21 protein-coding genes are annotated in these 22578 nt (G+C 62.9%); 4 read left to right on the plus strand and 17 right to left on the minus strand.

What is annotated here, in order from left to right; genetic code table 11:
* The first annotated feature begins 294 nt into the window (after nt 1-294).
* Together J5J06_13130 and J5J06_13135 are read left to right on the plus strand one after the other, a co-directional pair.
* Complete coding sequence (locus J5J06_13130) at nt 295-480, plus strand: hypothetical protein (protein ID MCO6438029.1); 186 nt, start codon at nt 295-297, stop codon at nt 478-480.
* Between the two features lie 51 nt (nt 481-531).
* Nucleotides 532-2121, plus strand: a complete 1590-nt coding sequence (locus J5J06_13135) for a hypothetical protein (protein MCO6438030.1) — start codon at nt 532-534, stop codon at nt 2119-2121.
* A 48-nt stretch (nt 2122-2169) separates the two neighbouring features.
* Here the strand turns inward: J5J06_13135 and J5J06_13140 are convergent, their stop codons facing one another.
* From J5J06_13140 to J5J06_13175, 8 genes are all read right to left on the minus strand, one after another.
* Nucleotides 2170-2607, minus strand: a complete 438-nt coding sequence (locus J5J06_13140; GenBank protein MCO6438031.1) for an ester cyclase — start codon at nt 2605-2607, stop codon at nt 2170-2172.
* Between the two features lie 167 nt (nt 2608-2774).
* Entirely contained in the window at nt 2775-3692 is a 918-nt protein-coding gene (locus tag J5J06_13145; GenBank protein ID MCO6438032.1) for an amidohydrolase, read from the minus strand.
* A 124-nt stretch (nt 3693-3816) separates the two neighbouring features.
* A complete protein-coding gene (locus J5J06_13150) occupies nt 3817-5319 on the minus strand; it encodes an acetyl-CoA carboxylase biotin carboxylase subunit (GenBank protein ID MCO6438033.1) in 1503 nt (500 codons plus the stop codon).
* Between the two features lie 130 nt (nt 5320-5449).
* A complete protein-coding gene (locus J5J06_13155; GenBank protein MCO6438034.1) occupies nt 5450-6235 on the minus strand; it encodes an enoyl-CoA hydratase/isomerase family protein in 786 nt (261 codons plus the stop codon).
* 7 nt (nt 6236-6242) lie between these two features.
* Nucleotides 6243-6629, minus strand: coding sequence for a DUF86 domain-containing protein (locus J5J06_13160; protein ID MCO6438035.1), 387 nt, complete (start codon nt 6627-6629; stop codon nt 6243-6245).
* On the minus strand, nt 6626-6916 hold the full coding sequence (locus tag J5J06_13165; GenBank protein MCO6438036.1) for a nucleotidyltransferase family protein: 291 nt from the start codon (nt 6914-6916) through the stop codon (nt 6626-6628). Before J5J06_13165 ends, J5J06_13160 begins: the two co-directional genes overlap by 4 nt.
* Complete coding sequence (locus J5J06_13170; protein MCO6438037.1) at nt 6906-7214, minus strand: nucleotidyltransferase domain-containing protein; 309 nt, start codon at nt 7212-7214, stop codon at nt 6906-6908. Before J5J06_13170 ends, J5J06_13165 begins: the two co-directional genes overlap by 11 nt.
* A 37-nt stretch (nt 7215-7251) precedes the next feature.
* The gene (locus J5J06_13175; GenBank protein ID MCO6438038.1) at nt 7252-8862 is read right to left on the minus strand and encodes a methylcrotonoyl-CoA carboxylase; all 1611 of its coding nucleotides are present in this window, start codon (nt 8860-8862) and stop codon (nt 7252-7254) included.
* A 330-nt stretch (nt 8863-9192) separates the two neighbouring features.
* On the opposite strand from J5J06_13175, the gene J5J06_13180 reads away from it, so the two are divergent.
* Both J5J06_13180 and J5J06_13185 read left to right on the plus strand, forming a co-directional pair.
* The gene (locus tag J5J06_13180) at nt 9193-10563 is read left to right on the plus strand and encodes a thiolase domain-containing protein (GenBank protein MCO6438039.1); all 1371 of its coding nucleotides are present in this window, start codon (nt 9193-9195) and stop codon (nt 10561-10563) included.
* A 140-nt stretch (nt 10564-10703) separates the two neighbouring features.
* The gene (locus J5J06_13185; GenBank protein MCO6438040.1) at nt 10704-11171 is read left to right on the plus strand and encodes an OB-fold domain-containing protein; all 468 of its coding nucleotides are present in this window, start codon (nt 10704-10706) and stop codon (nt 11169-11171) included.
* Between the two features lie 206 nt (nt 11172-11377).
* Here J5J06_13185 and J5J06_13190 read toward each other — a convergent pair whose 3' ends face one another.
* The 9 genes from J5J06_13190 to J5J06_13230 all read right to left on the minus strand — a co-directional run bounded on the left by J5J06_13190 (nt 11378) and on the right by J5J06_13230 (nt 22408).
* A complete protein-coding gene (locus J5J06_13190) occupies nt 11378-11806 on the minus strand; it encodes a serine protease (GenBank protein ID MCO6438041.1) in 429 nt (142 codons plus the stop codon).
* Nucleotides 11807-12228: 422 nt separating this feature from the next.
* A complete protein-coding gene (locus J5J06_13195) occupies nt 12229-13011 on the minus strand; it encodes a tryptophan 2,3-dioxygenase (protein ID MCO6438042.1) in 783 nt (260 codons plus the stop codon).
* Nucleotides 13012-13051: 40 nt separating this feature from the next.
* A complete protein-coding gene (locus J5J06_13200; protein ID MCO6438043.1) occupies nt 13052-14383 on the minus strand; it encodes an FAD-dependent monooxygenase in 1332 nt (443 codons plus the stop codon).
* A gap of 104 nt (nt 14384-14487) precedes the next feature.
* Complete coding sequence (gene cysC / locus J5J06_13205; GenBank protein ID MCO6438044.1) at nt 14488-15108, minus strand: adenylyl-sulfate kinase; 621 nt, start codon at nt 15106-15108, stop codon at nt 14488-14490.
* Between the two features lie 220 nt (nt 15109-15328).
* Nucleotides 15329-15988, minus strand: a complete 660-nt coding sequence (locus J5J06_13210) for a superoxide dismutase (GenBank protein MCO6438045.1) — start codon at nt 15986-15988, stop codon at nt 15329-15331.
* Nucleotides 15989-16348: 360 nt separating this feature from the next.
* Nucleotides 16349-16927 carry a hypothetical protein gene (locus J5J06_13215; GenBank protein MCO6438046.1) on the minus strand — a complete coding sequence of 193 codons (579 nt, stop codon included), beginning with the start codon at nt 16925-16927 and terminating at the stop codon, nt 16349-16351.
* 48 nt (nt 16928-16975) lie between these two features.
* On the minus strand, nt 16976-18388 hold the full coding sequence (locus J5J06_13220) for a hypothetical protein (protein ID MCO6438047.1): 1413 nt from the start codon (nt 18386-18388) through the stop codon (nt 16976-16978).
* 1244 nt (nt 18389-19632) lie between these two features.
* Nucleotides 19633-20736, minus strand: a complete 1104-nt coding sequence (locus J5J06_13225) for an LptF/LptG family permease (GenBank protein ID MCO6438048.1) — start codon at nt 20734-20736, stop codon at nt 19633-19635.
* 46 nt (nt 20737-20782) lie between these two features.
* Nucleotides 20783-22408 (minus strand): LptF/LptG family permease, encoded by a 1626-nt coding sequence (locus J5J06_13230; GenBank protein ID MCO6438049.1) that lies wholly within the window; start codon nt 22406-22408, stop codon nt 20783-20785.
* Nucleotides 22409-22578 lie beyond the last annotated feature (170 nt).

The following is a 22578-nucleotide window of genomic DNA, read 5'->3' on the forward strand; positions in this document are numbered from 1 at the left end:
TGCCGGATCATGAGGGACCTATTTCTAAGGACTTACAGGGCAAACACTTCCGCGCCGCGCGGAGTCGGACCACCGGGTGAATATCGGCACCTCGGCGCGGGGCGGTTTAGGCTCCCGGGCCGATAATCGCCGCGCCCGCCCACGCCAGTGCTGAAAAGCGTATCACGGATGGCGCGAAGCCCGCAAGGAACGCGACGTGGGGCGGTTGGCTATAATCGGTGCCGCCATTCTTCGGGGTATCGCCTCATAAACGTCCCGCCCATCCGCCGTACCCTACGCATCTTGATGTTGGCGATGGTAGCCCTCGATAGCGATCCTGCTCGCGGACAGGGGAGAATCTATGTCGATGAGAATGCGGCCGGGGTTGTTCACGACGGCTCGTCGTGGTGCAAGGCGTACCTGACGCTATCCGAGGCGGTTGCTGCCGCGGCCGCGTCAGGGAGGCTGGTCAGCGAAATCCGGGTTGCGGACGGAACCTAACCGCCTGATCCGTCAGGCCTGGCCGACCCGCGAGACGCTACGATTCAGCTCGTGGGCGGCGTTACAATTCGTGGAGGCTATTCCGGCTGCGGTAGTCCCGACCCGGATGCACGGGACATCGTGGAGAATCCGACAGTTCTGAGCGGCGACTTCCTTTATAACGATACCGAGGTCTCGGGTTCAGATTGCCTCTACGAACATGCGACGCCGGGCTGCGACGACGTTGCGTGCCAAAGCGCGGTCTGCGCTCTGCAGTCCGATTGTTGCGCAAGCGGTAAAGACCAGGCCCAATGGGACCTGAAGTGCGCCGACTTGGCCCATCAGTACTGCTGCAACCTGTTAGGTAATCGCTGCGACAACAGCAGGCACGTTCTATCTGCTGATCACTTGCCACAACCGGCAACCCTCGACGGTCTTAGCGTCGTGGCAGGACGCGCCGATGATGGCCCTGGCTATCTTTACTTATTCGGCGGGGGAGCGTTCGTCAGTGGGGGCAAGTTGGTTCTCACCGACTGTGCATTTCGAGAAAATTACGCTTGGGGTGGCGGCGGTGGCGTGTACTTGAATGTCGCTGATCTGGTGGCCGTCCGATCCACGTGGACAGGCAATCGAGGCGCACAAGGCGCCGCGATATCGGGGCTCTACTCGTCAATAGACCTCACTGGCGCGGATATGCAGCAGAATCAGACCGTTCTCTCTGTTCTCGATTTGTCCGACGGGAGCCTGATCCTTCGAGAATCCACGGTTTCTCGGAACGAGGGTGCAGGGGCCGCTGTATTTGCCTTATGGTCCACTGTCGACATCGAAGGTGCCGCCCTGGCGGACAATGAGTTCTTGGGCCTGAATCTGTATCGCTCCCCCGCCACGATTACGAGGACAGACGTTGCCCGCAACGATGGTGGCGGGATTCGCTACTGGGGAACGTTTCTTTCGCTCTCCGACTCAATTGTTCACGACAACAGGAGTAACTCCGACTATGCTGGAGGCCTCACGATAGACCCCGAAGGGCCGGTTTACGTGGATCGTTGCACATTTGCACGAAATGACACCGACAACAATGAGGGTGGAGGCATCAATTTCTGGAACGCTGCGTCGGTTAGTCCGTTATATCTGACAAATACAATCCTCTGGGCCAACACGGCCGTTTCCAATCCCCGCCCAGCGGTACAGATTGCGGCGAATAATCGCTCATACATCCACGCCAGCTCTTGCATCGTGCAAGACTGGAATGCCCCGTACCTTCCGGGCGTCGGAATGCTCGACGCCGACCCGCTTTTCGTTTCGCCCAGCGGGCCTGACAACATACCGGCAACGCCGGATGATGATTTCCACCTGTACATGACTTCTCCCGCCATCAATGTCGGCGATCCCAGTGCGCTAGTCTCTCCGGACTCGACGGATCTGGACGGCTCGCCACGTCTTAGCGGCTGCCGCGTCGATCTGGGTGCCTATGAGACGCCGCACACGCAGCCGCACGGCGATTTCAACGCAGACGGAAGGACGGACCTCGGCGACCTATCCGCGTTCATCGGTTGCCTCGACGGAAGCGGTGGTCTTCCGACGGAGACATGCCTATGCGTGTTTGACATGGATTCAAACGGCGCGGTCGATCTGCGCGATTACGCACAGATGGGGCGATAGTTTACGTCGCATTGCATCGATGTGCGCGTGCCCGCACCGCTCCGCCGCTCAATCGTTTGGTTCTTCCGCACCGACCACCCGAACCGCCCCAATCTCCAGCAGCGGACCGAGGAGGTTGACGGCGCCGCCGTGCTCGACGATCCGGCCGTCGACCACGCGGTCGATGTTCACGCCGGTGAAGGCCACGGGCTTGCCCGTGGGGGCGATTCCCATCCACTCGCCTTTGTGAATGCCGCGGGCGATGATGCAGCTCGCCACCCATTCACCCTCGGCGATCTGCCGTTCGACGGTCAGGCGGAGGTCGCGGTAGGTACGGCGGACGCCGAGGATGTGCTCTTTCGCGCCCTCAATGCCCAGCGGGTAACGCTTTCCTTCGTACACTTCCGTGTATTCCGGGGCGATATAGGCCTCCACGGCCTCGACGTTTCCCGTACTGACGACTTCTTCGTAGTAGCGTCGGATGATGGATTTGTTCTGTTCGGACATGGCCGTTCGCAGAATTGATCGCAGGACCGGCAAACGACGAATTGCACCGGCCGTAATCTTATCCAAGGCCGAATCGATGGGGGACAGCCGCGCAGGCTGAAAGCCTGCGGCTCCCTGCCTCTAAACGTCACCGACACCAAGTCTTGCCCGATCCGTCGTCCGCTCCGTCAGAGCTCATCCCCATCGTCCGTGTCCCGGCTCGCAGACTTCGCTGCCAGAGCCGGAACCGCGTGGGGGATCCCCAGCAGCGAAAGTGCGTCGCGCTCCACGATGCCGCGAAGATGCTCGCGGGGGACGGTGGGAAGGTTCGTTCCGGCACAGAGCTGGTTCACGCCGTAGAGTTCCTCCAGGCACTGTGCGGCCGTGGCGTAAGGAAAGCCGCTGCCGAAGAGCAGCTTGTCCATCACACCGAACTGGTATGCACTGAGCAGCGTGTTGTAGGCCGGCCAGGGCTGGTGAAGGATCCAGCTTGTCTCGGCGAAAACGTGCTCGTGCTTGGCCAGGAGCATGATCGTCTCCTGCACCCACGGAAACCCGAGGTGAGCGATGACGATACGGAGGTTGGGCAGCTCGCGGGCGACCTCATCGAGCAGGACCGGCTGGGCGTATTCCAGCTTGGCTGCGGCGCGGGGATGAACGCCGGTGTGAAACAGCACGGGCATGCCCAGCTTTGCCGCTTCGGCGTAGACGAGCATGGCGCGGCTGTTGGTGGGGTGGAAGTCCTGCGCGGCCGGGGCGATGGCGACGCCGACCATGCCAAGCTCTTCCTTGGCGCGGATCATCTCCTCGACGGCGGCCGTGGAGTCGCTGGGATCGATGCCCGCGAATCCGACGATGCGCTCGCGGTGTGCGGCGATGTAGGCGGCGAGCTTGTCGTTGGTGATGTCCGCGTCGAGGAATCGGCTCTTGAAGCCCACGAGGACGGTAACGCTTGCGGGTTGCGACGCGGAGAGATGCCGCTGGAATCCGGCGCCGTCCCACGCGGCGCGATGCCACGACGAGCCGCGCGAACCGTTGCGGGGCGGCGCGGCCCGTCCGAGCTCATCCAACGACTCCCATGCGTGCGTGTAACAATCGACAATCATGCGGAATAGTTCCCCTCGCTCGCCGGATGCGGTCTCGAAAACAGTGTAACCGCCGGGAGGGCTCGAAGGAAAGCGAGGCCGGTATTGTGGCGGTCCAGGGCTTTGCGGGGATCCGAGCGACGTATCACGGCTGAAGCCGCTGGGCAGATTCCCACGGGCTGGGATGTCTTGGGGGACGTTGTCGAGCGGCGTCCGCGGCGGCACGCTGCCCGCTGGTCATACGCCGAGCGGCCAGGGCGGCGACGATCAACGCCTCGTCGGGCGTGTCGGCCGCGTCCGGGAGCGGGATCGACTGCTCCTGGAGGAACTGCGTGTGCATGCGTCCGGCGCGGATTTCCGGATGGCCGACCAGCGCTCGCAGGTACTCGACGTTGGTCGTCGGGCCGAGGATGACAAAGCGGTCCAGGGACCAGGCCATGCGGTCGAGGGCTTCGTCGCGCGTGCGGCCCCAGACAATAAGCTTGGCCAGCATGGGGTCGTAATGGACGGTGATCTCTGAGCCCTGCATCACACCGCTGTCGACGCGGACGAATGGCCCGCTCGGCGGCACGTATTGCTCAATCTTGCCGATCGACGGAAGGAATCCGCGCGAGGCGTCCTCGGCACAAATGCGACATTCGATGGCGTGACCGGTTTGTCGCAGCGATTCTTGTTCAAAGGGAAGCGGCTCCCCGGCGGCAACAAGCACCTGCGCCCGCACCAGATCATGCTGCACGACCATCTCCGTGACGGGATGCTCGACCTGCAGGCGCGTGTTGACTTCGAGGAAGTAGAAGTTGCCCGCGGCGTCGACGACGAACTCGACCGTACCGGCGTTCGTGTAGCCGATGGCTTTCGCCGCGGCGACGGCAGCCTCGCCCATGCGCTGACGCAGCTCCGGCGTGAGTCCGGGCGAGGGCGACTCCTCGATGATCTTCTGGTGCCGGCGCTGAATAGAGCACTCCCGCTCGAAGAGGTGCACAACGTTGCCGTGCGTGTCGCCGAAAATCTGAATCTCCACGTGGCGCGGGCGGACGATGTATTTCTCCAGAAAGACCCGGCCGTCACCGAACGCCGCTACCGCTTCGCGCTGTGCCGCTTCGATGGCACTGGAAAGGTCGTCCTCTCGCTCGACGACGCGCATGCCCTTGCCACCGCCGCCCGCAGCGGCCTTGATCAATACGGGGTAGCCGATCTGCGAAGCTCGTTGGGGCAGCTCTTGCCGCGCGGTAGCGAGGTCGCCCGACCAGCCCGGCACGACAGGAACACCTGCCTTCGTGAACGTCTCCTTGGCCACGAGCTTGTCGCCCATCGAGCCGATGACCTTGGGGCTCGGACCAATGAAAACGAGGCCGGCGTTAGCCACCGCCTGGGCAAATTCCGCGTTCTCGGAGAGGAAGCCGTAGCCGGGGTGGATGGCATCGGCGCCGTGGCGGCGGGCGATATCAATGATCCTCTCGCCGCGAAGGTAGGACTCGGCCGAGGTCTTGCCTTCAAGCGGATAGGCTTCGTCGGCCGCGCGAACATGCACGGCGGCGCGGTCCGGCTCGGAGCAGACGGCCATCGCGGTTACGCCCATCTGCTGGAGCGTGGACGCAATGCGGGCGGCGATTTCCCCGCGATTGGCGATGAGGACTTTCTTAAACATATCTCTCTCGAGCAGCGGGCTTCAGCCAGAACACAGTTCAATGAGTACGCACATTTTCTACTTCTTCCTATTGCCTGTTGCCCACTGCCTAATGCCTTCCCTTCGTCGCTCCGCCGCTTCGTGGCTACTGCTACTCGCCCGCCCAGTTCGGCTTCCGCTTTTCGAGGAACGCCTTCAGCCCTTCCTGCCCCTCGGACGAGACGCGGATGTCGGCGATGCGCTGCACCGTCCGCGACTGCACCTGGTCCCACGATACGCCCGCGACTTCGGTGAGAATCTTCTTGCACGCCGCGAGGGCCTTCGGGCCGTTGGCGGCGAGGGCTTTCGTCACGTCGGAGATCCACTGGTCGAGCTCCTGCTCCGTGCCCACGACTTCGCTGATGAGCCCGATGCGCTTGGCCTCGGCGGCGCTGAAGCGCTCTGAAGTGAGGGCGTAGCGCCGAGCGTGACCCGGGCCGATCTTCTCGATCACGAAGGGGGAAATGACCGCCGGGACGATACCCAGCTTGACCTCGGTGAGGGCGAAGACGGCCGACTCCAGTGCCACGGCCATGTCACATGCGGTGACCAGCCCCACGCCTCCGCCGATGGCCGCCCCGTGCACGCGGGCGATGACCGGCTTGGGGCAATCGCGGATGGTCCGCAGCATGTTGGCCATGCCCGCGGCGTCGGCGAGGTTCTCGTCGACGGAGTAATCGACCATGCGTTTCATCCAGTTCACGTCCGCCCCGGCGCAAAAGGACTTGCCCTCAGCCGCGAGGACCACAACACGGACGGTGTCATCTTCGCCAGCCTTGTGAAACGCCTCGGTCACCTCGTCAATGACAACCTCGTTGAAAGCATTATGGAGGTCGGGACGGGAGAGGGTGATCGTCGTCTTAGCCTGCCGCGTTTGCGAATTGACGTATGTGCTCATACCGGTCTCATTCATTCGAAGAATCGTCGTCCTCGCCGCTAATTTCACGTTCAAGTTGATCCAGCGGCGGCAGAATGGCTACGATGGCTTTTCGCAAGCGCGGGAGGTGAACCGCCACAACTTGCCACACCTCAGGCAGACTCACGCCCTCGTACTGGTGGATAAGAACATCGCGCAGGGCCGCCAAACTGCGCCATGGTATTTCCGCGTGCTGCGTGCGATAGGTGTCTGGAATTCGTTTTGCAGCCTCGCCGATGACTTCCAGGTTGCGAATGACCGCATCCTGCGTTTTCTGGTCGGCGAGAAAGTCCCCCTGTCCCGATGCGGTGTACTGCAGGATTCGCTCGGTCCGTTCAAGGATATGCGCAAGAAACACTCGGGGGTCTTTGCTCATAGCGGGATACTCTCCCGTAGAATCCGACGACGCAGCAGCCAATAGAGCGACGATTCCGTCACCACGTCCACTCTGCAGCCCAGCAATTCCTCCAGGTCCAGTTTCAGGTCGCCGAGGTCGAAGAGGCTCCGCCCCGGCTCCATGTCCACCAGGAAATCAATATCACTGTCGGCATCGGCTTCACCCCGCGCGACCGAACCGAAGACGCGGACGTTGCGAGCGCCGTGATTTGCGGCGATGCGGAGAATCTCAGACTTATGTGCGGCTAGCACTTCTTCAAGCAGCATAAACGGCCTCGCGAGTCTGCTGAATATCCCGCTGAAAGTAGGGATTGCGGATAGCCTTCGGGGACACCAGGTCAACGCGCCTGTCAAACAAGTCTTCCAAGTCGTGCAGCAATCCGAAGTACGCATCAGCAAGCTGGCCCGGTTCCAACGACTCAAATTCCACTAGAACGTCCAGGTCGCTTCGCGCTGGATCAAACTTCCCTGAGACGGCCGAGCCAAAGACGTCGAGCCGCGCCACATGATGCTTGTGGCACAGGGCCAGGATGACGTCACGATTGTCTTCGATAAGTGGAATCATGATCGCACTGTATGGCGGGCGCAGCCCGCCATACAACCTACATCCTAAACACCCCATGCTCTCGTTCCGGCATCGGGGCATTCAGCGACGCCGCAATCGACAGGGCCAGGACCATGCGCGTATCCGCCGGATCGATGATGCCGTCGTCCCAGAGGCGGGCCGTGCTGTAGTAGGCGCTGCTCTCCCGCTCGTATTTCTCCAGCGTCGGCCGCTTGAATTCCTCCTCCTGCTCGGGTGTCATCGCCTTGGCACCGGACGCCGCGAGCTGGTCGCGCTTCACCGTCAATAGCACGCTCGCCGCCTGCTCTCCGCCCATGACGGAGATGCGGGCGTTGGGCCACATCCACAGGAAGCGCGGCTGGTACGCCCGCCCGCACATGCCGTAATTCCCCGCGCCGTACGACCCGCCGATGATCACCGTGAACTTGGGCACGGCCGCGTTGGCCACCGCCGCCACCATCTTCGCCCCGTCTTTGGCGATGCCCCCGCGCTCGAACTGCTTGCCCACCATGAACCCCGTGATGTTCTGGAGGAACACCAGCGGAATGCCGCGCTGACTGCACATTTCCACGAAGTGCGCCGCCTTCAGCGCGCTCTCCGAAAAGAGTACGCCGTTGTTGGCCACGATGCCTACGGGATACCCCCAGATGTGGGCGAAGCCGGTGACCAGGGTCGTGCCGTACAGCGCTTTGAACTCGTGAAAGCGGCTGCCGTCGACAATGCGGGCGATGATCTCGCGCACGTCGTAGGGCTTGCGGCTGTCCTTCTGCACGATGCCGTAGATTTCCGACGGGTCGTAGTGTGGCTCCTCGACCGATCGCGCATGGAGTTCTGTCTTCGACTGGTGGCCGAGGTGCTCGACAATGTGACGCGTGATGGCCAGGGCGTCCTCGTCGTTGACCGCGTAGTGGTCGGCTACGCCCGACTCGCGGCAGTGAACGTCGGCTCCGCCCAACTCCTCGGCCGTGACCTCCTCGCCGGTGGCAGCTTTCACCAGCGGCGGCCCACCGAGAAAGATCGTTCCCTGCTGGCGCACGATAACCGTCTCGTCACTCATCGCCGGCACGTACGCCCCGCCGGCCGTGCACGAGCCCATCACGACGGCGATTTGCGGAATCCGCATCGCCGACATTCGCGCCTGGTTGTAGAAGATCCGCCCGAAATGCTCGCGATCCGGGAAGACTTCATCCTGCATGGGTAGAAACGCCCCGCCGGAATCGACGAGGTAGATGCACGGCAGACGGTTCTCCTGGGCGATCTCCTGGGCGCGGAGGTGCTTCTTGACCGTCAGCGGGTAGTATGAACCGCCCTTTACCGTGGCGTCGTTGGCCACGATAAGGCACTCGCGTCCCACAACCCGGCCGATTCCGGTCACGATGCCCGCCGCCGGGGCGCCGTTGTCGTACAACTCCCACGCCGCCAGAGCGCTGAATTCCAGAAAGGGGCTATCGGGGTCGATCAGCCGGGCGATCCGGTCGCGAACAAAGAGCTTTCCTCGGGAGGTGTGCTTCTGCCGGGCCGCCTCCCCGCCACCCTCCTTGATTCTGGCGAGCCGCTCGCCAAGCAGGGCCGCTTGGGCCTGAAGGTGGGCCCGATTCTCCCGAAATGTGGGATCGGCGGTGTTGATCTTGGTTTGCAGCGTATCCATGGGCGGTATTCAAGGGCGGCGACCCGGCCGGTTTCTGATTCCAACGTCACGATCTTAGCGAACCGGTCCGCCGTGGTCACCACCATGGCCCGGTCTTCCTATTTTAACGCGGCTGTTCAGCCCTGACCCTCGCTGGCGGCGCGGCACGCAATATGCCGGTCGATCTTTGTCCGGGCGCGGCCGGTCGTGCGCGGCCTTTCTGTTTGCTGTGCCCCGTCTCATTGTCGTGAATTCCGGCGATACGCCGTTCGCGAGCGCCCGCGACGGCGCCGCCTTGTCGTTTTGGTCGGCAAAGAGGATCCCACCAGTACCCATTCCGAGGAAGAGCCCATGATTCGATTCGGACCCGGCAATCTGCGTATCCCCAAGTTCGAAAAGCCGGTGTACATCGTCGCCGGCGGACTGACGGACTACCGCAAGCGCTACCCCGAGAAAAACACCTCGCAGCTCTGCACCGAGGCGCTGCGCATGGCCGTCGAGGAGAACGACCTGAAGGTCGATCCGGAGTACATTCGCCGTCGCGTAAACTGGGTGGTCTATTCCCAGTTTGCCGACCACTTTGGCGATCAGCTCCTGGCGGCGGCGAAGATCCACGACTACCTCGGATTCGACCCGCTGGGCAATATCGAGGTCAAGACGGGCGGCGCGACGGGCGGATCGGCCGTCCTCGCCGCGGCTCAGGCGGTGGCTTCGGGGTACGCCGATTGCGTGCCCGTCGTCGGCTGGGAGCGCATGGACGAGGTGTCCACCAAGGTGGGCAACTCCTACATCGCCAGCGCGGCCTGCAAGGATTTCGAAAGCGAACTGGGCTGGATGTATGCGGCCTACTATGCCCTCATGGCCCAGCGCTACCAATACGAGAACAATGTCCCGCGGGAGACGCTGGCCAAGATCGCCTGCAAGAATCACGAGTACGCCTACTACTCGCCGTACTCGCAGAATCCCGGCAAGTACACGGTCAAGGACATTCTCGAGAACGACATCGTTTCCCATCCGTTGTCCTTCCTCGAGTGCTGCGTGATGAGCGTGGGCGCGGCCGTGCTGCTTCTCTGCGACGAGAAGACGGCGTACGAACTCTCCGACAATCCCATGCAGCTCACGGCGATCTGTGGAGGATCGCACACGCTGCGCACCGCCGACCGGCGGCACATGCCCATCCTTTTGCTGCCCAACGAAACGGAAGCGACGTACAAGGAATATTTCACGCACAAGCGGCAGGACTGGCCGGGCTTCAGCTCGTTCCTCGCCTCGCGCATGGCGGCGTACCTGGCCTACAACATGGCGGGCATCAAGGATCCGGTCGAGGATTTCGACGTCCTCGAGACGCACGACGCGTTCACCATCAGCGACGTACAGACGTACGAGGACATCGGGCTCCGGCCCTATGGTCGCGGCCGGGAGTTCATCGAATCCGGCGACGCCTACTTCGAGGGCAAGCTGCCGACGAATCTCTCCGGCGGCCTAATCGGCACGATGCACTCCGTCGGCGCGACCGGCATATTCCAGATCGTCGAACTGCTGTGGCAGCTACAGGGCAAGTGGGACAAGTTCCACGCCGAGCCGGAGCGCTGGACGCGCTATGGCAAGACCAAGCCCAAGGACTTCCGCAGCTTGCAGGTCAAGAACGCCAAGCGCGGCTGCGCGATCTCCCACGCGGGCACGGGAAGCCACGTGACGTGCGCGATATTGGAGAAACCGTAGCCACGAAGCGACGCAGCCACGAAGGGAAGAGAAGAGGCAATAGGAAGAATCGGGAATGCGGAATCTGGAATGCTGAATGAAAGAGGGCTCCGTGTTCCGCGACTGCAATTGCGAAATTCAAATCCGAAAGGATCAATGATATGAACTGGCCGACGACAGCACTCGAAGTGATGGAGAAGGAACCGCTGGTGGTGCGGAACCCCAAGACGTGGTCGCACTTTCACAGCTACGGGGGATGGGGAAAGTTCTTTGACGGGCTGGCCCAGAGCAAGCTGCTGGCCACGCGCTGCGCGAACAAGAAGTGTGCGGAGAATCGTCTCTGGCTGCCGCCGCGCTGCGAGTGCCCGGACTGCTGGCACGACATGGAATGGGTCGAAGCCCCGCAGAAGGGGAAGATCTTCACCTGGAGCATCGTGAAATACCCCGGCGAGCTATTCAAGCTTCCCGCGGGCACGCCGCTGATCAGCGTGGAGATTGAGGGCGTCTGCACCAAGCTGATGAGCTGGCTCAAGGAAGGCGAGCCCAAGATCGGCATGCCCATCAAGGCCGTGTTCAACACGAGCAAACCGACGCATACGATTCTGGATCTGGCGTGGGTGCCGGCGTAAGCCTGGCTTGTACGACATCACTGTGCAAGAATACGCGGGCTGCACCGGCCGGGGTTGAGTTGGGTGGTGCAGCCCGCGGTCTATCAAGAGAGGCATTTCCTCCTTTTTTGGATTGATGGCTGAATTCAAACTCGTAGGGCACGCGAACCGCGTGACCAACGTTTCCGGGCGCGCGAGACCCGCAGTGCGATTCTCGCACCGCGACTCTACGGGCATTCGCCTTCTGACTGCACGCTCACGCCGGCCGCCGCGGCGAAGCAGGCGTTGGCATAGGTCCGGTCGTCGCAGCCGCAGACCGGGGCGAACTCCTCCGTGCAGACGTCGGGAATGACCTCGCACGCGCCGGTCTGGTCGGCCGCGCCGCATAAGGCATCCACTTCGTAGTGGCAGTATTCACCTTCCTCGCAGGCCACTCCCTGAAGGCCGCCGCAGATGCGGGCGTCGAGGTCCTCTTCGCATTCCCCGTCGCGGACGACGCTCACGCCGGCCGCCGCGGCGAAGCAGGTGTTGGCATAGGTCTGGTCGTCGCAGCCGCAGACCGGGGCGAACTCCTCCGTGCAGACGTCGGGAATGATCTCGCACGCGCCGGTCTGGTCGGCCGCGCCGCACTGTCCGTCGTCGTAGCGGCAGTACATGCCGGGCAGGCAGGCCGCGCCGGTGAGTCCCCCGCAAGGTAATCCTTCAAGCTCGTCGCATCCCACCAGCAGACCGCCGGACATGATTCCCACCAAAACGAAACACCATCTCCGCATCACCGCAAGACGGCTCATAAACGGGCTCCGTTTATAGTGCTTATGGAAATACGCCCTTCATCGGCGTTGTATTGCGTTCATGGTAGCGGTGTCCAAATGTCCGTTGCTGAGCGGCAAGTCAAACCGGACAAGTTCATACGGTCGATCACGCCGCGCGGCATCGGTCACGACGGCAATATCACGCGAACCGCATGCCTTCAATTCTGGATTCCGGCGTTCGCCGGAATGGCGAACTGCGCATTGCAGACAATTACAGGTGGGGTGGCGGGAACAGCCCGCGCTACCAGGAAGGTTCCACGCCGGCGCTACAGCCGATGCCGTATTGCCCAAAGATCGGGGAAGACCGGCTGAAAGAGGGATTGCTTGAGGAACTCCACGCCCAGCGAGCCGCCCGTGCCGCGCTTGCGGCCGATGGTCCGCTCCACCAGCTTGACGTGCCGGTAGCGCCATTCCTGGAACCCTTCGTCGAAATCGGTCATCAGCTCGAAGAGGATCGCCAGATCGGGGCGCGTCTTGTACAGGCCCAGCACGGACTCCTGCACGTCGGCGTCGGACATCGTCTCCCACGTGGCCTCTTTCTCGCGAAGCCGCGGGGGAATCGTTACGCCCTGCTGCTCAAGAAAGTCATAGAAATGGTCCGCCACGCTGCGTTCCTGCAGGCGACGGACCATGGCCGCATACTGCGGATTATCCGCATCGAAATACTTGAGCATGTCCGCCCGCTTGTAGCCGAGCAGGAACTCCAGTTCGCGGAACTGGGCGGACTGGAAGCCCGAGGCCGTGTCCAGCCGGTTGCGGAAGCTCGTGAAGGACATCGGCGTCATCGTCTCCAGCACATCCACCTGCTGCACGAGCGTTTTCATCACCGTGCGGCAGCGCTGGAAAGTATGGATGGCAGCGTAGAGATCGCCGCCGGAAAAATCACGATTCACCTTCTCGAACTCGTGCAGGAGCAGCTTGAACCAGAGTTCGTACGTCTGGTGGATGATGATGAAGAGCTGCTCGTCGTGCTCGGGCGGCTCGGAACGGGCGTGTTGAAGATTGAGGAGCTGGTCGAGCTCGAGATAGGTGCGATAGTTCAGGGACATGGCCGGGCCTCACAGGAGAACGTGCAGGCGGCGCCCGCGATCACCAGATGCCAAGCAATATCGACACGAGGAGCAGCAAGACTGCACCCGCGACAATTCCGATCGTACGATTCTGCTGCTGCGCCCGAAGAACGGCCTCCGCATAGGGAATCCGGGAGTGCGAAACCATGTTGTACAGGGGAACGTACCATCCCGGCAGAAGCCTGTGAAGCGCCTTCTCGGCCTTCTTCTTCAGCAGGAACCAGTGCGACCCGGTCTTGTCGCGCATCTCGACGAAGTTTTCGATGGCCAGATCGGCCAGTGTATCGGCGTGCACCTTGCGCAGCCGGTAGAAGGTCTCGAAGGCGCGGCGAAGATCGGGCTTGAAGCGTGTGATGCAATCGTCCAAAACGATCACATCCTCGAAGGCGGCGTTGGCTCCCTGCCCGTAAAACGGCACGACGGCGTGAGCCGCGTCGCCCAGCAGCACAACGCGGTCTTCCACGTGCCAGGGACCGCAGCGTACCGTCACCAGCGAACTCGTGGGGTTGTGAAAGTAGTCCTCCGCGAGCGTGGGCATGAGCGGCACGGTGTCGGGAAATTCGCGGTCGAAAAACCGGCGCAGATCATCCTCGTTGCGGATCGACGCGAAGCTGCTCTCGCCCTCGAACGGCCAGAAGAGGGTGCAGGTGAACGAGCCGTCGTGGTTGGGCAGGGCGATCATCATGAATGACTTCCGCGGCCAGATGTGCAGGGCGTTCTTCTCCATCAGGTGAGATCCGCCCGGTCCGGGAGGAATGGTCAACTCCTTGTAGCCGTGAGTCAGATAGCTCTGGCTGAAGTCGAAGCGGTCCAGCTTCTGCATCGAGCGGCGTACGGCCGAGAATGCTCCATCCGCACTGACGATCACACGATCGGCAACCGTCGTCTCCTCGCCCGAAGGCGCGTGCTGAAAGGTGGCCGTGCCGTGGTCGCCATCCACACCGGTGCACTTCTGATCGAAGTGCAGGGTGACGCCGTTCTGTCGCCCGGCCGCCGCCAGCAGGGCAACGTTCAGCGCCCCCCGTGATACGGAGTGAATGACATGCGTTTCTTCCGTGCCATAGGGCTGGTAGGTGAGCTCGCCCGACCGGGCGTGGATCATGCGCCCGCGCATGGGCACGGCGATATCGAGAATTTCCCCGGCAAGACCGACTTTTTCCAGTGCCGCGAGTCCGCGGTGAGAGATGGCCAGATTGATCGACCGCCCGCCGCCGAGTGCGCTCTCGCGGGGGTCATCGCGCAGCTCATAGACGTCGACCGAATGCCCCGCACGCCCGAGGTACACCGCGGTGAGCGCCCCCGCCAGACCTCCGCCGACGATCAAGAAACGCTGTCGATCCGATCCGCTCATGGATCATCGGCCCTGCGTGACATGCGCCGTTCGATCGAGCTTCCCCGGAATTCGGGCGGGTCCCAAGTCGCGCGGGGCCCGGACAGAAGGCCCACCACGCGTCCCTATGCCGTAAGGGCGGGAATCTTCCCGGACTTCTCGAGCAGCTCCACGAGCTTCACAGCAGCCTCCTGGGGTGAACACGCGGCGGCATCGAGCGTCAGCTCCGGCTTGAGCGGAGGCTCGTAGGGATCATCCACGCCGGTGAAGCCCTTGATCTCCCCCGCGCGAGCCTTCTTGTACAGCCCCTTGGGATCGCGCTGCTCGCAGACCTCGATCGGCGTAGCGCAATGGACCTCGTAGAAATTGCCCTCACCGATCGTCGCCCGGGCAGTGTCGCGGTCGGCCCGGTACGGGCTGATGAATGAGGTCATGGTAATGATTCCCGCGTCGACGAAGAGCTTGCCCACTTCGCCGATGCGGCGGATGTTCTCGGCGCGGTCCTCGGCGCTGAAGCCCAGGTTCTTATTCAACCCGTGGCGGATGTTGTCCCCGTCGAGCACGTAGCAGAGGTGACCTCGCTGCACGAGGGCGTGTTCCAGCGTATACGCAATGGTGCTCTTACCCGATCCGCTCAGCCCCGTGAACCACAGCAGCACGCCCTTTTGCTTGAGCAGCTTCTCGCGTTCCTCGCGACTGACGTGCCCTTCGTGCCAGGTGATGTTCGTTGCCTTGATTTTCGTCACGTATTCGCCCTCCCCCCGTTGGTTGGCCGCCGAGCGCTCCCCAGGTTTCCCAGCCTCGCTCCGCGTTTCATCTGCTTCCGGTTCAACGAAAGCCGGGAGTATAGGATTTCGGCGGCGCACCCGCAACGACCGCTCGCCCGGGCGGAACGCTCGTTCAGAACGGAGGGCAGGGAAGGCAACCCGCGATTCGGCAGGCCGGCAAGAGCGACGGATGGGCCGCCTAGCTCAGGGCCTGAAATCGCGCTTCAACATCGGTCCAGTTCACTACGTTCCACCAGGCCTTGATGTAGTCGGCCCGGCGATTCTGATACTTCAGGTAGTAAGCGTGCTCCCACACGTCGCACATCAGCAGCGGGATCGTGCCCGCGGGCATGAGGTCCTGTTGATTCATCATGGTGAGCACGACGAGGCGGCGAAGCGCATAGTGGTAGGCCAGTACACCCCAACCGTTGCCTTCCACGGAACCGGCCGCCGCCGTGAAATGCGCCTGGAACTTGTCGAAGCCGCCGAAGTCCTTCTTGATCTGCGAGGAGATCGCGCCGGAGGGCTGTCCGCCGCCGCCCTTGTCGGACGGGGCCATGTTGGTCCAGAAGACGCCGTGGTTGAAGAATCCGCCCCCGTGAAAAGCCAACAGGCGGGAGAGTTGCTGTATGTTCCCGAAGTCACCGCTGTCACGGGCCTCGGCCAGCTTGGTCAGGGCTGCGTTCAGGCCCCGGGCATACCCGGCGTAATGGATGTCGTGGTGGATGCGCATCGTCTGTTCGTCGATGTAAGGCTCGAGCGCATCGTAGGCGTAAGGCAACGGTGCAATCTCGTACTCTTTCGGTGCGTCGAACAGATCAGCGCCGCCGGCGCCGCCTCCCTGCGCCCGCGCCTCCATGCCCGAGAGCAACGACAACCCGCCCAATGCCGTCAGTCCACCCAGAAATTCCCTTCGCGAGTTCATGCGATTTTCTCCACTTTCGAGGGTTAATCCGGCCAAAGCGACCGCGCCAAGAAGCCGCTCCAACAGGGAGGAGTGTAGGCCGACGCGGCGGGAAGTCGAACACCAGGGAATGGCAGACCAAACGAGATGACGACTTTGTCAGGCGGAGCCCGGCCCGGACGTGCACGACACCCTGTCCCGGCGAAGAGCTCCCGCTGCGCGGCGGTTTCAGCGGCTACCGTCGCATCGCCCGAGCCACCGATTACCGATGCCGATGGCGGAAGGCTCCTGCGTTCATCGATGCCAGGATGGCCCTTACAGCGTCGTGTCTCGTGACGCGGCACGGCGGGAACGTGGGCCCGCCGAGCGACGACCAATACCTATGCTTGCTGCTGCGATGGTCGACAGTGCCATAATGATGACACCCATCGTCGAGGTCGCCGGCACCGACTGATTCAGGCAGACGGCGCCGCCGATCTCCGCATCCTGCCCGTCAAAGGATGCCAGTCCGCTGAAGCACTGCGGCCCGCTGATCTGCTGCGGAACAGTCACGTCGAAGCCAACTTCGACGGGGATGGAGGCATCGAAGTAGGGTCCCCACTTCACTTTCTGGTTGAGCGAATCCCACGTTCCTCCGTCGCTGATCGAGCCGACCGTCCAACCGGCCGGCGGAGCGTCCTCCAGACCGGCCACACCGGTGCCCGGCGGCGCATTCACAACTATGGTCACGGCGAACTGGCTTCCGGGGCCGACGTAGCCCGACAGATCGCGCACTGGCACCTGCCCCGACGCTTCTCCGGCGTACGGCAGAGCGGCAAGCAGAAACGGGATCGCGCAGGAAAGGAGAGGGAGCCGCTTCACCCCGGCGCCAAGATCGCCCGTACACCGAACCACAATCTCCCCTCTGCCAAAGAGGAAACGAAGCGGCTCCCGTTGAGTCGTCTATCGTGCGTTGATCGGCTGATTCGCGCCGTCGAACGAAACCGTGCCGCGGAACTCCGCCGCCAGCCCGCTCCTGTTCGACCACGGAATCTGCCGGCTGGTTGTTGGCTCCACCACAAATGAAACGGTCCGGTCCGCCGAATCCATGAAGGGGCCCCACTTCACCTTGCGACGGCCTGCATCCCACTTCCCTTCGTCGCTGATCTGGCTCACGGCCCAGCCTGACGGCACGATGATTTCCAGCGCCATGCTCATGGCATTGTCCGGTGCCAACACATTGACACTCACGAGCGCCGAGGGACCCAGGACCCGTCGCGACCGCGCGCCTCGTTCACCGTCGGCAAGGATCTTGCCCGCCGATCCCACCCGGATCGTCGCCGATCCGCCGTCACCGATCCGCAGCCCCGGGCTGTTGTCACAGCAGCCCCCGATCCCCGCGGCGCAGGCCGCCGGGAACCAGTTCTCTTCGGCGTCATCCCAGCAGTAGCACTCGCCGCTACGCCAGATGAACGCCGCCCGCGTCACGCCCGAGAGATCGTCATGACAACCGGTCAGCCAGGCACAGGCGTACCCGATCAGCTCACACAGGCTGATGCGGTAATCCCGGCAAGCGCCGTTCGTACACGTCGTGCAAACTCCGGCATTGCAGGAATCGCAGTTCTCATGGGGGACGTCGGCCGCCATGAGCGGGCACGCCGGCCCAAGGCACGCCTCTCCGCAGATTTCCTGATTCGCTCCATCCAGCGACACTGCCCCCGTGAAGCAATGCGGACCCACCGTGTCGTTCGGCGGCGTCGCCATGTAGGAAACCGCCTGCGGAATGCTCGGCGCGAAGAACGGCCCCCACTTCACCTTGCCGTTGGCCGCGTCGAAGAATCCACCGTTGCTGATGTTGCTCACCACCCAACCCGCGGGCGGGGCGTCCTCCAGTGCCACCGCTACGACACCAGCCGGAAGCGTCAATGCAATCTGCACGCCGACCGGAATCCCCGGGTGATAAACGGCCGCCGCATTCGCCAGCCTTCGGGTTGCAGCGCAGTTTGGAACGCACGGTCCCGGATGCGCGATCGAAACGCCTGCGGCGTCCGCTTCGCAGTCATTGCCGTAGGTCACGCCGTCGCATCCGCAGACCGGCATCCACACGTCCGGGCACGCCTGCGGAATCTCCGTGCAGAATCCCTGTACGCTCGGGTCGTTGCAGGCACCCGGTGGGAACTTGCAGAATTCGCCGCCATCGCAAGGTGGCAATGGCGTCAGTCCACCGCAGGGCCGCCGGCACTCGCCCGGATGCGCAATGGAAACGCCCGCGCAAATCGCCTCGCACTCGTTGCTATAGGTTACGCCGTCACAGCCGCAGACCGGATCGTACACCGCCAGACAATTGCAGTTTGGACCGCCCAGCGGGAGACACATGCCCTCGATATCCCCCTGCCCGCACGTGCCGATCGGATAGAAGCAGAACTGGCCGTTCGGGCAGGGAACACCCCCGATCCCGCCGCAGACATTCGACGCCAGCGGCTCTCCGACCACATGGATCGCTGTGTCGTAGCACACCAGCATCTGCTGGGAGACGACCGCATCAATCGTGGGAAAAATCTCACCACCCCAAATCTGTCCGCTGTCGAAGGACGCAACCGGTTCATCCCCAATTTCCAGCTCTAGCTGCAGGCGCTGCAAGTGTGCCGCATCGCCCACCATCCGCTCGTAGAACCCGAATCCGTGGATGGGCAGAAGTTCCGAAGCGCTCGAGCTCATTTGCACCTGCCAGCGAATGTTCACCACGGCGTGCAGATCGGAAAAGTCGGCGATACGCAGCGGAACCGAGGCGAACGAGCCGACCACGGGAAGCTCCGGCCCGAGCAGGCAATCGCACGGGTCAAAGCAACCCCTCTGGAGCGTGCTTCCCGGAACAAGACGATAGGGCCGGAGCTGAGACGCCGGCACGGGCAACGCGTCGATGCGGATCGCCCGATCCAGGCAGTACATACCGTTGATCGAAACCGCGATGTTGATTCGTGTGCTATCCCCCACGGGAACCCAACCGCTGTCGTAGTGCTCGACGGGATCGTCATTGATCTTCAAATCCAGCTCCATGCGTTGCTGCACGAGCGTAATGGGACCAGGGGAACCGATCATGTAGACGCCGCGGCCCGTAACCCGCAGCAGCGTTCCGTCCGGGCGATAGGCCAGCCAGTTGACATCGTCCACGTGGTACCGGTGAAGCACGCCATCGAAACCCTGATAGGTCACGCGCATCGTGCCCAGCAGCCCCTGCTCGATCCACAATGGACAGAGGCAGGGCGGAAAACACCCTTCCTGATAGGTGCTGCCCGCCTCCAGGCGGTAGATGACACCGTCGTTTGCCCCGATCGGGTCGGCCCACGCCGAAAGCGTAATACCCCCACAAAACATCAACAACGCGCAGATCGTCGTCCCGCGCCAAGCTCCCCCCTGCTTCGCTACCTCCCGCCACATGATGTCGCCTCCGTTTAGAAGTAACGGAATCTGCACGAAGTGTGCGTCAGAATGTAACGCGCCCCAGGCGTCCGGTCAAACCAAAACCGGGCCGCGCGCGTCGTCAGGACTCTCCAAGCCGTGCTGAATTCCTCTGTGGAGCACGGGCTGAGAATTGGTTAAGCAACTGCCAGGATCGTCGGTTACGTCCGCACGCGGTCGATCAGCACCATCGCCAGTGTGGCAAAGATGAAGATGGGAATCCAGGAAGGCAATGCCGACGCCTCCGCCGTGCGCACGCTCTGCGCCACGAACATCGATGCGTAACACATGCCGCATACCACCAGGCATTTCGTCGTGTCGGTCAATACGCTGGCCGGCGAGCGATCCAGGAAAAACGGCAGTCCCAGCAGCAGCAGCACCATCCCCACGATCGGCGCCGTCACGCGCGCGTGCCGCGTCTGCACCGCCAGATCCCGCTCCGCAAGCCCGGACTCCTGCAAGCGCTTCAACTGCCCCAGGCTCAAATAACGGATCCACCCTTCCGATTGTCGCAATTCGATCTCCACCGGACTCAGATCACTTTCATAATATGAAACCGGCTCGATGAACCGCTCTCCCGTCGGACCCAGTCCGGCCGCGGCATGCTCCGTACGCGTCCGCTGAATGCCCCGCTCCAGCACCCACCGCCCCACCCGACGCTGTGGCGTCGGCGGCTCCCACGTGGCCCGGTCCGCCTCGATGGTCTGGGCAATGTTCCCCTCCGGCGTTCGACGCAGCACGAGCAGTTGACGAAGGTCCTGTGTCCGCGGGTAGAACCGACCGGCCGAAACCAGCGCACCATTTCGGTCGGGCAGAAAGTACACGCCGTAGGCCCGGGTCCCATCCACGTCGTCGTGGTCGCGGGCCAGCAGGTGCGCCACGCGCGGCGTGAGCACTTCCGTATCGAGAATGAGCAGAGCCGTGGTCGCCAGGCCGAATCCCAGGATCGGCGCCGCCACCCGGTACAGACTCACCCCCGACGCCAGCATCGCCGTCAGCTCATTCTGCCGCCGCATGCGCGCGATCGTCGCCATGCACGCGAACAGCGCAATCACCCCGGAAAGCTGCGCAAAATAAACGAAGACGTGGGGTCCGTAATAGCTCGCCATATTCAGCATGGTCACCCCGATCGGGCGCCGCTGCTCCGTGAACTCGTCCATGTTCACAAACAGGTCGAGCACCACGTACAGGCTGATCATCACCCCCAGGGCGATCAGGTAGTTGATCAGAAGCGAACGGAGAATGTAGCGATCGAGAATCGTCACCGCTGCCGGTTCCAGGGACGCGACGCCGCGCCACCGCCTTTCCTCGTTACCGTCTCAATATTCCGAACAGGACGACCAGGTCCCCAAGACCCACAACGATGATGCCCACCCACATCACGGCCAGACCGGCAATGTGCGTCACGGCATTGTGGCACATCTCGTTGCCCATCACGATCAACATGATGACGAAAAGGGACGGTATGAAACTGATGCCGAAGGCCGTAAGAACGTGCGCTCCGCGCAGCAAAATGCCCAGCGCCGCCCCCAGGATCACCAGTACCAGCACACTCGCGCTGAACGACATGCGCTGATGCAGCACACCGGCAATCTCCCGGCTCGTGGCCGCAATCTCCTCCCGTGCCGCCGCGCGACTTCGAACAACGGGGTCCTGCATGCGCTTGATATCCTCTCCCGCCGCATTCGGTGCGCCCGCGGGCCCGGAGAGAAGATCCTCGTCACTCACCGCATCGATTCGCGTCACAAGCTCCGGCGGCAGCGCGATCGGACCAAGAGTGTCCAGCGCCCGCTCCACCATCCGCCCGTTTTCGACAACCTCCGCATAGGTCCGGACCAGAACGCCCGCGTCCGCGATCCGATCTCCACCGGCCAGTTCCAGCACGACCCTGGGAAAGTGCAGCTCCCGACGTCCCGGCAGTGCCTCTTCTTCGATGGTCACATCCATCAGCTCGATGCCGCCGTCGTACGGCTGTCGCGCCGCCCGCTCCGATTGAATCAGCAGTTGCCTGCCGGGTTCGCGCAGGACGATCGTGTGGTCCCCGGCTTCCTGCCAGTCGCGGACGAGCTCGTCGTAGACCATTCGACGGCCCACGGCCTTGCGCAGCGACTGAATCGCCCGCCGCACGTCCTGCCAAAGGTACGGCCGCTCGCGGAATTCCAGCAGCTCCCCCAGCGTCAGAAAACGCAGCTTGAGCGGCACGCCCGCCGGAAGCTCGTACGAAGGAATCGCCTTGTACTCCAGCTCCACGAACTGGTCGTCGCGCTTGTCGTAGAAGCTCACGCCCACCATCCGCGCCCAGACATCCACCTTGTCCTCACCGCGCACGAATCCCAGTTCCACCGCCTGGGCCGTTCCGTAGCGGATCCAGTCTTCCCCGTCCGCCTCCAGGAACGACACGCCTTCCAATACCCCGCGCGTCTTCGTGACCGGATCAAGATCGAATCGGTCGGCGTGGATGTGAAACCGGTTGTTCAGCGTGATCCCGCTGGGGCGGCGCAACCGCTGTTGTATATAGGTTCCCGCGTCCTGGCTCACGACCTCGTTCAGATGATGCACCATGCGCGGAATGACGTAGTTGCTGAAAACGAATGTCACCGCGCCCGCGATCACACTCAGCAGCAACGGTGGCAGAAACAGCACATGCAGGTTGATCCCGCTGCTGCGGCAGGCGTTGATCTCATTGTCCGCACTGAGGCGCCCGTAGGTCGACGTCGCGCTGAACAGCGCCGCGATGGGCAGCGTCAGGGCCGCCGCGACCGGCAGCAGCAGCGCCAGAAGTCGCAGAAGCTGGGAAGGCGTCACCTCCCCCAGCTTCATCATGTTCATCACGCCGCCGCCCAGGCCAAGGACACCGGTCATGCCCACGGCCGTGAGCAGAAACGTCTTGCCCATCTCCCGGAAGATGTAACCCTGCAAGGTCCAGGGGAACCCCATCACCAACTCCAAGAACCGGCGGAAAACTCAAGTCGCCTTCGCGTGTCCGGTGAACAACCAACCGTCGAAGGCTTCTGACCCGGCGAACCCAGGCACGAATCAGCCCTTTCGCCTGCGCCCGCTGGGTCGAATCGGCCGATACTACAGGCGACGGGTCCGGGGCAACATAC

It is taken from the genome of Phycisphaerae bacterium (genome assembly GCA_024102815.1).
Taxonomy (GTDB): Bacteria; Planctomycetota; Phycisphaerae; order UBA1845; family UBA1845; genus JAGFJJ01.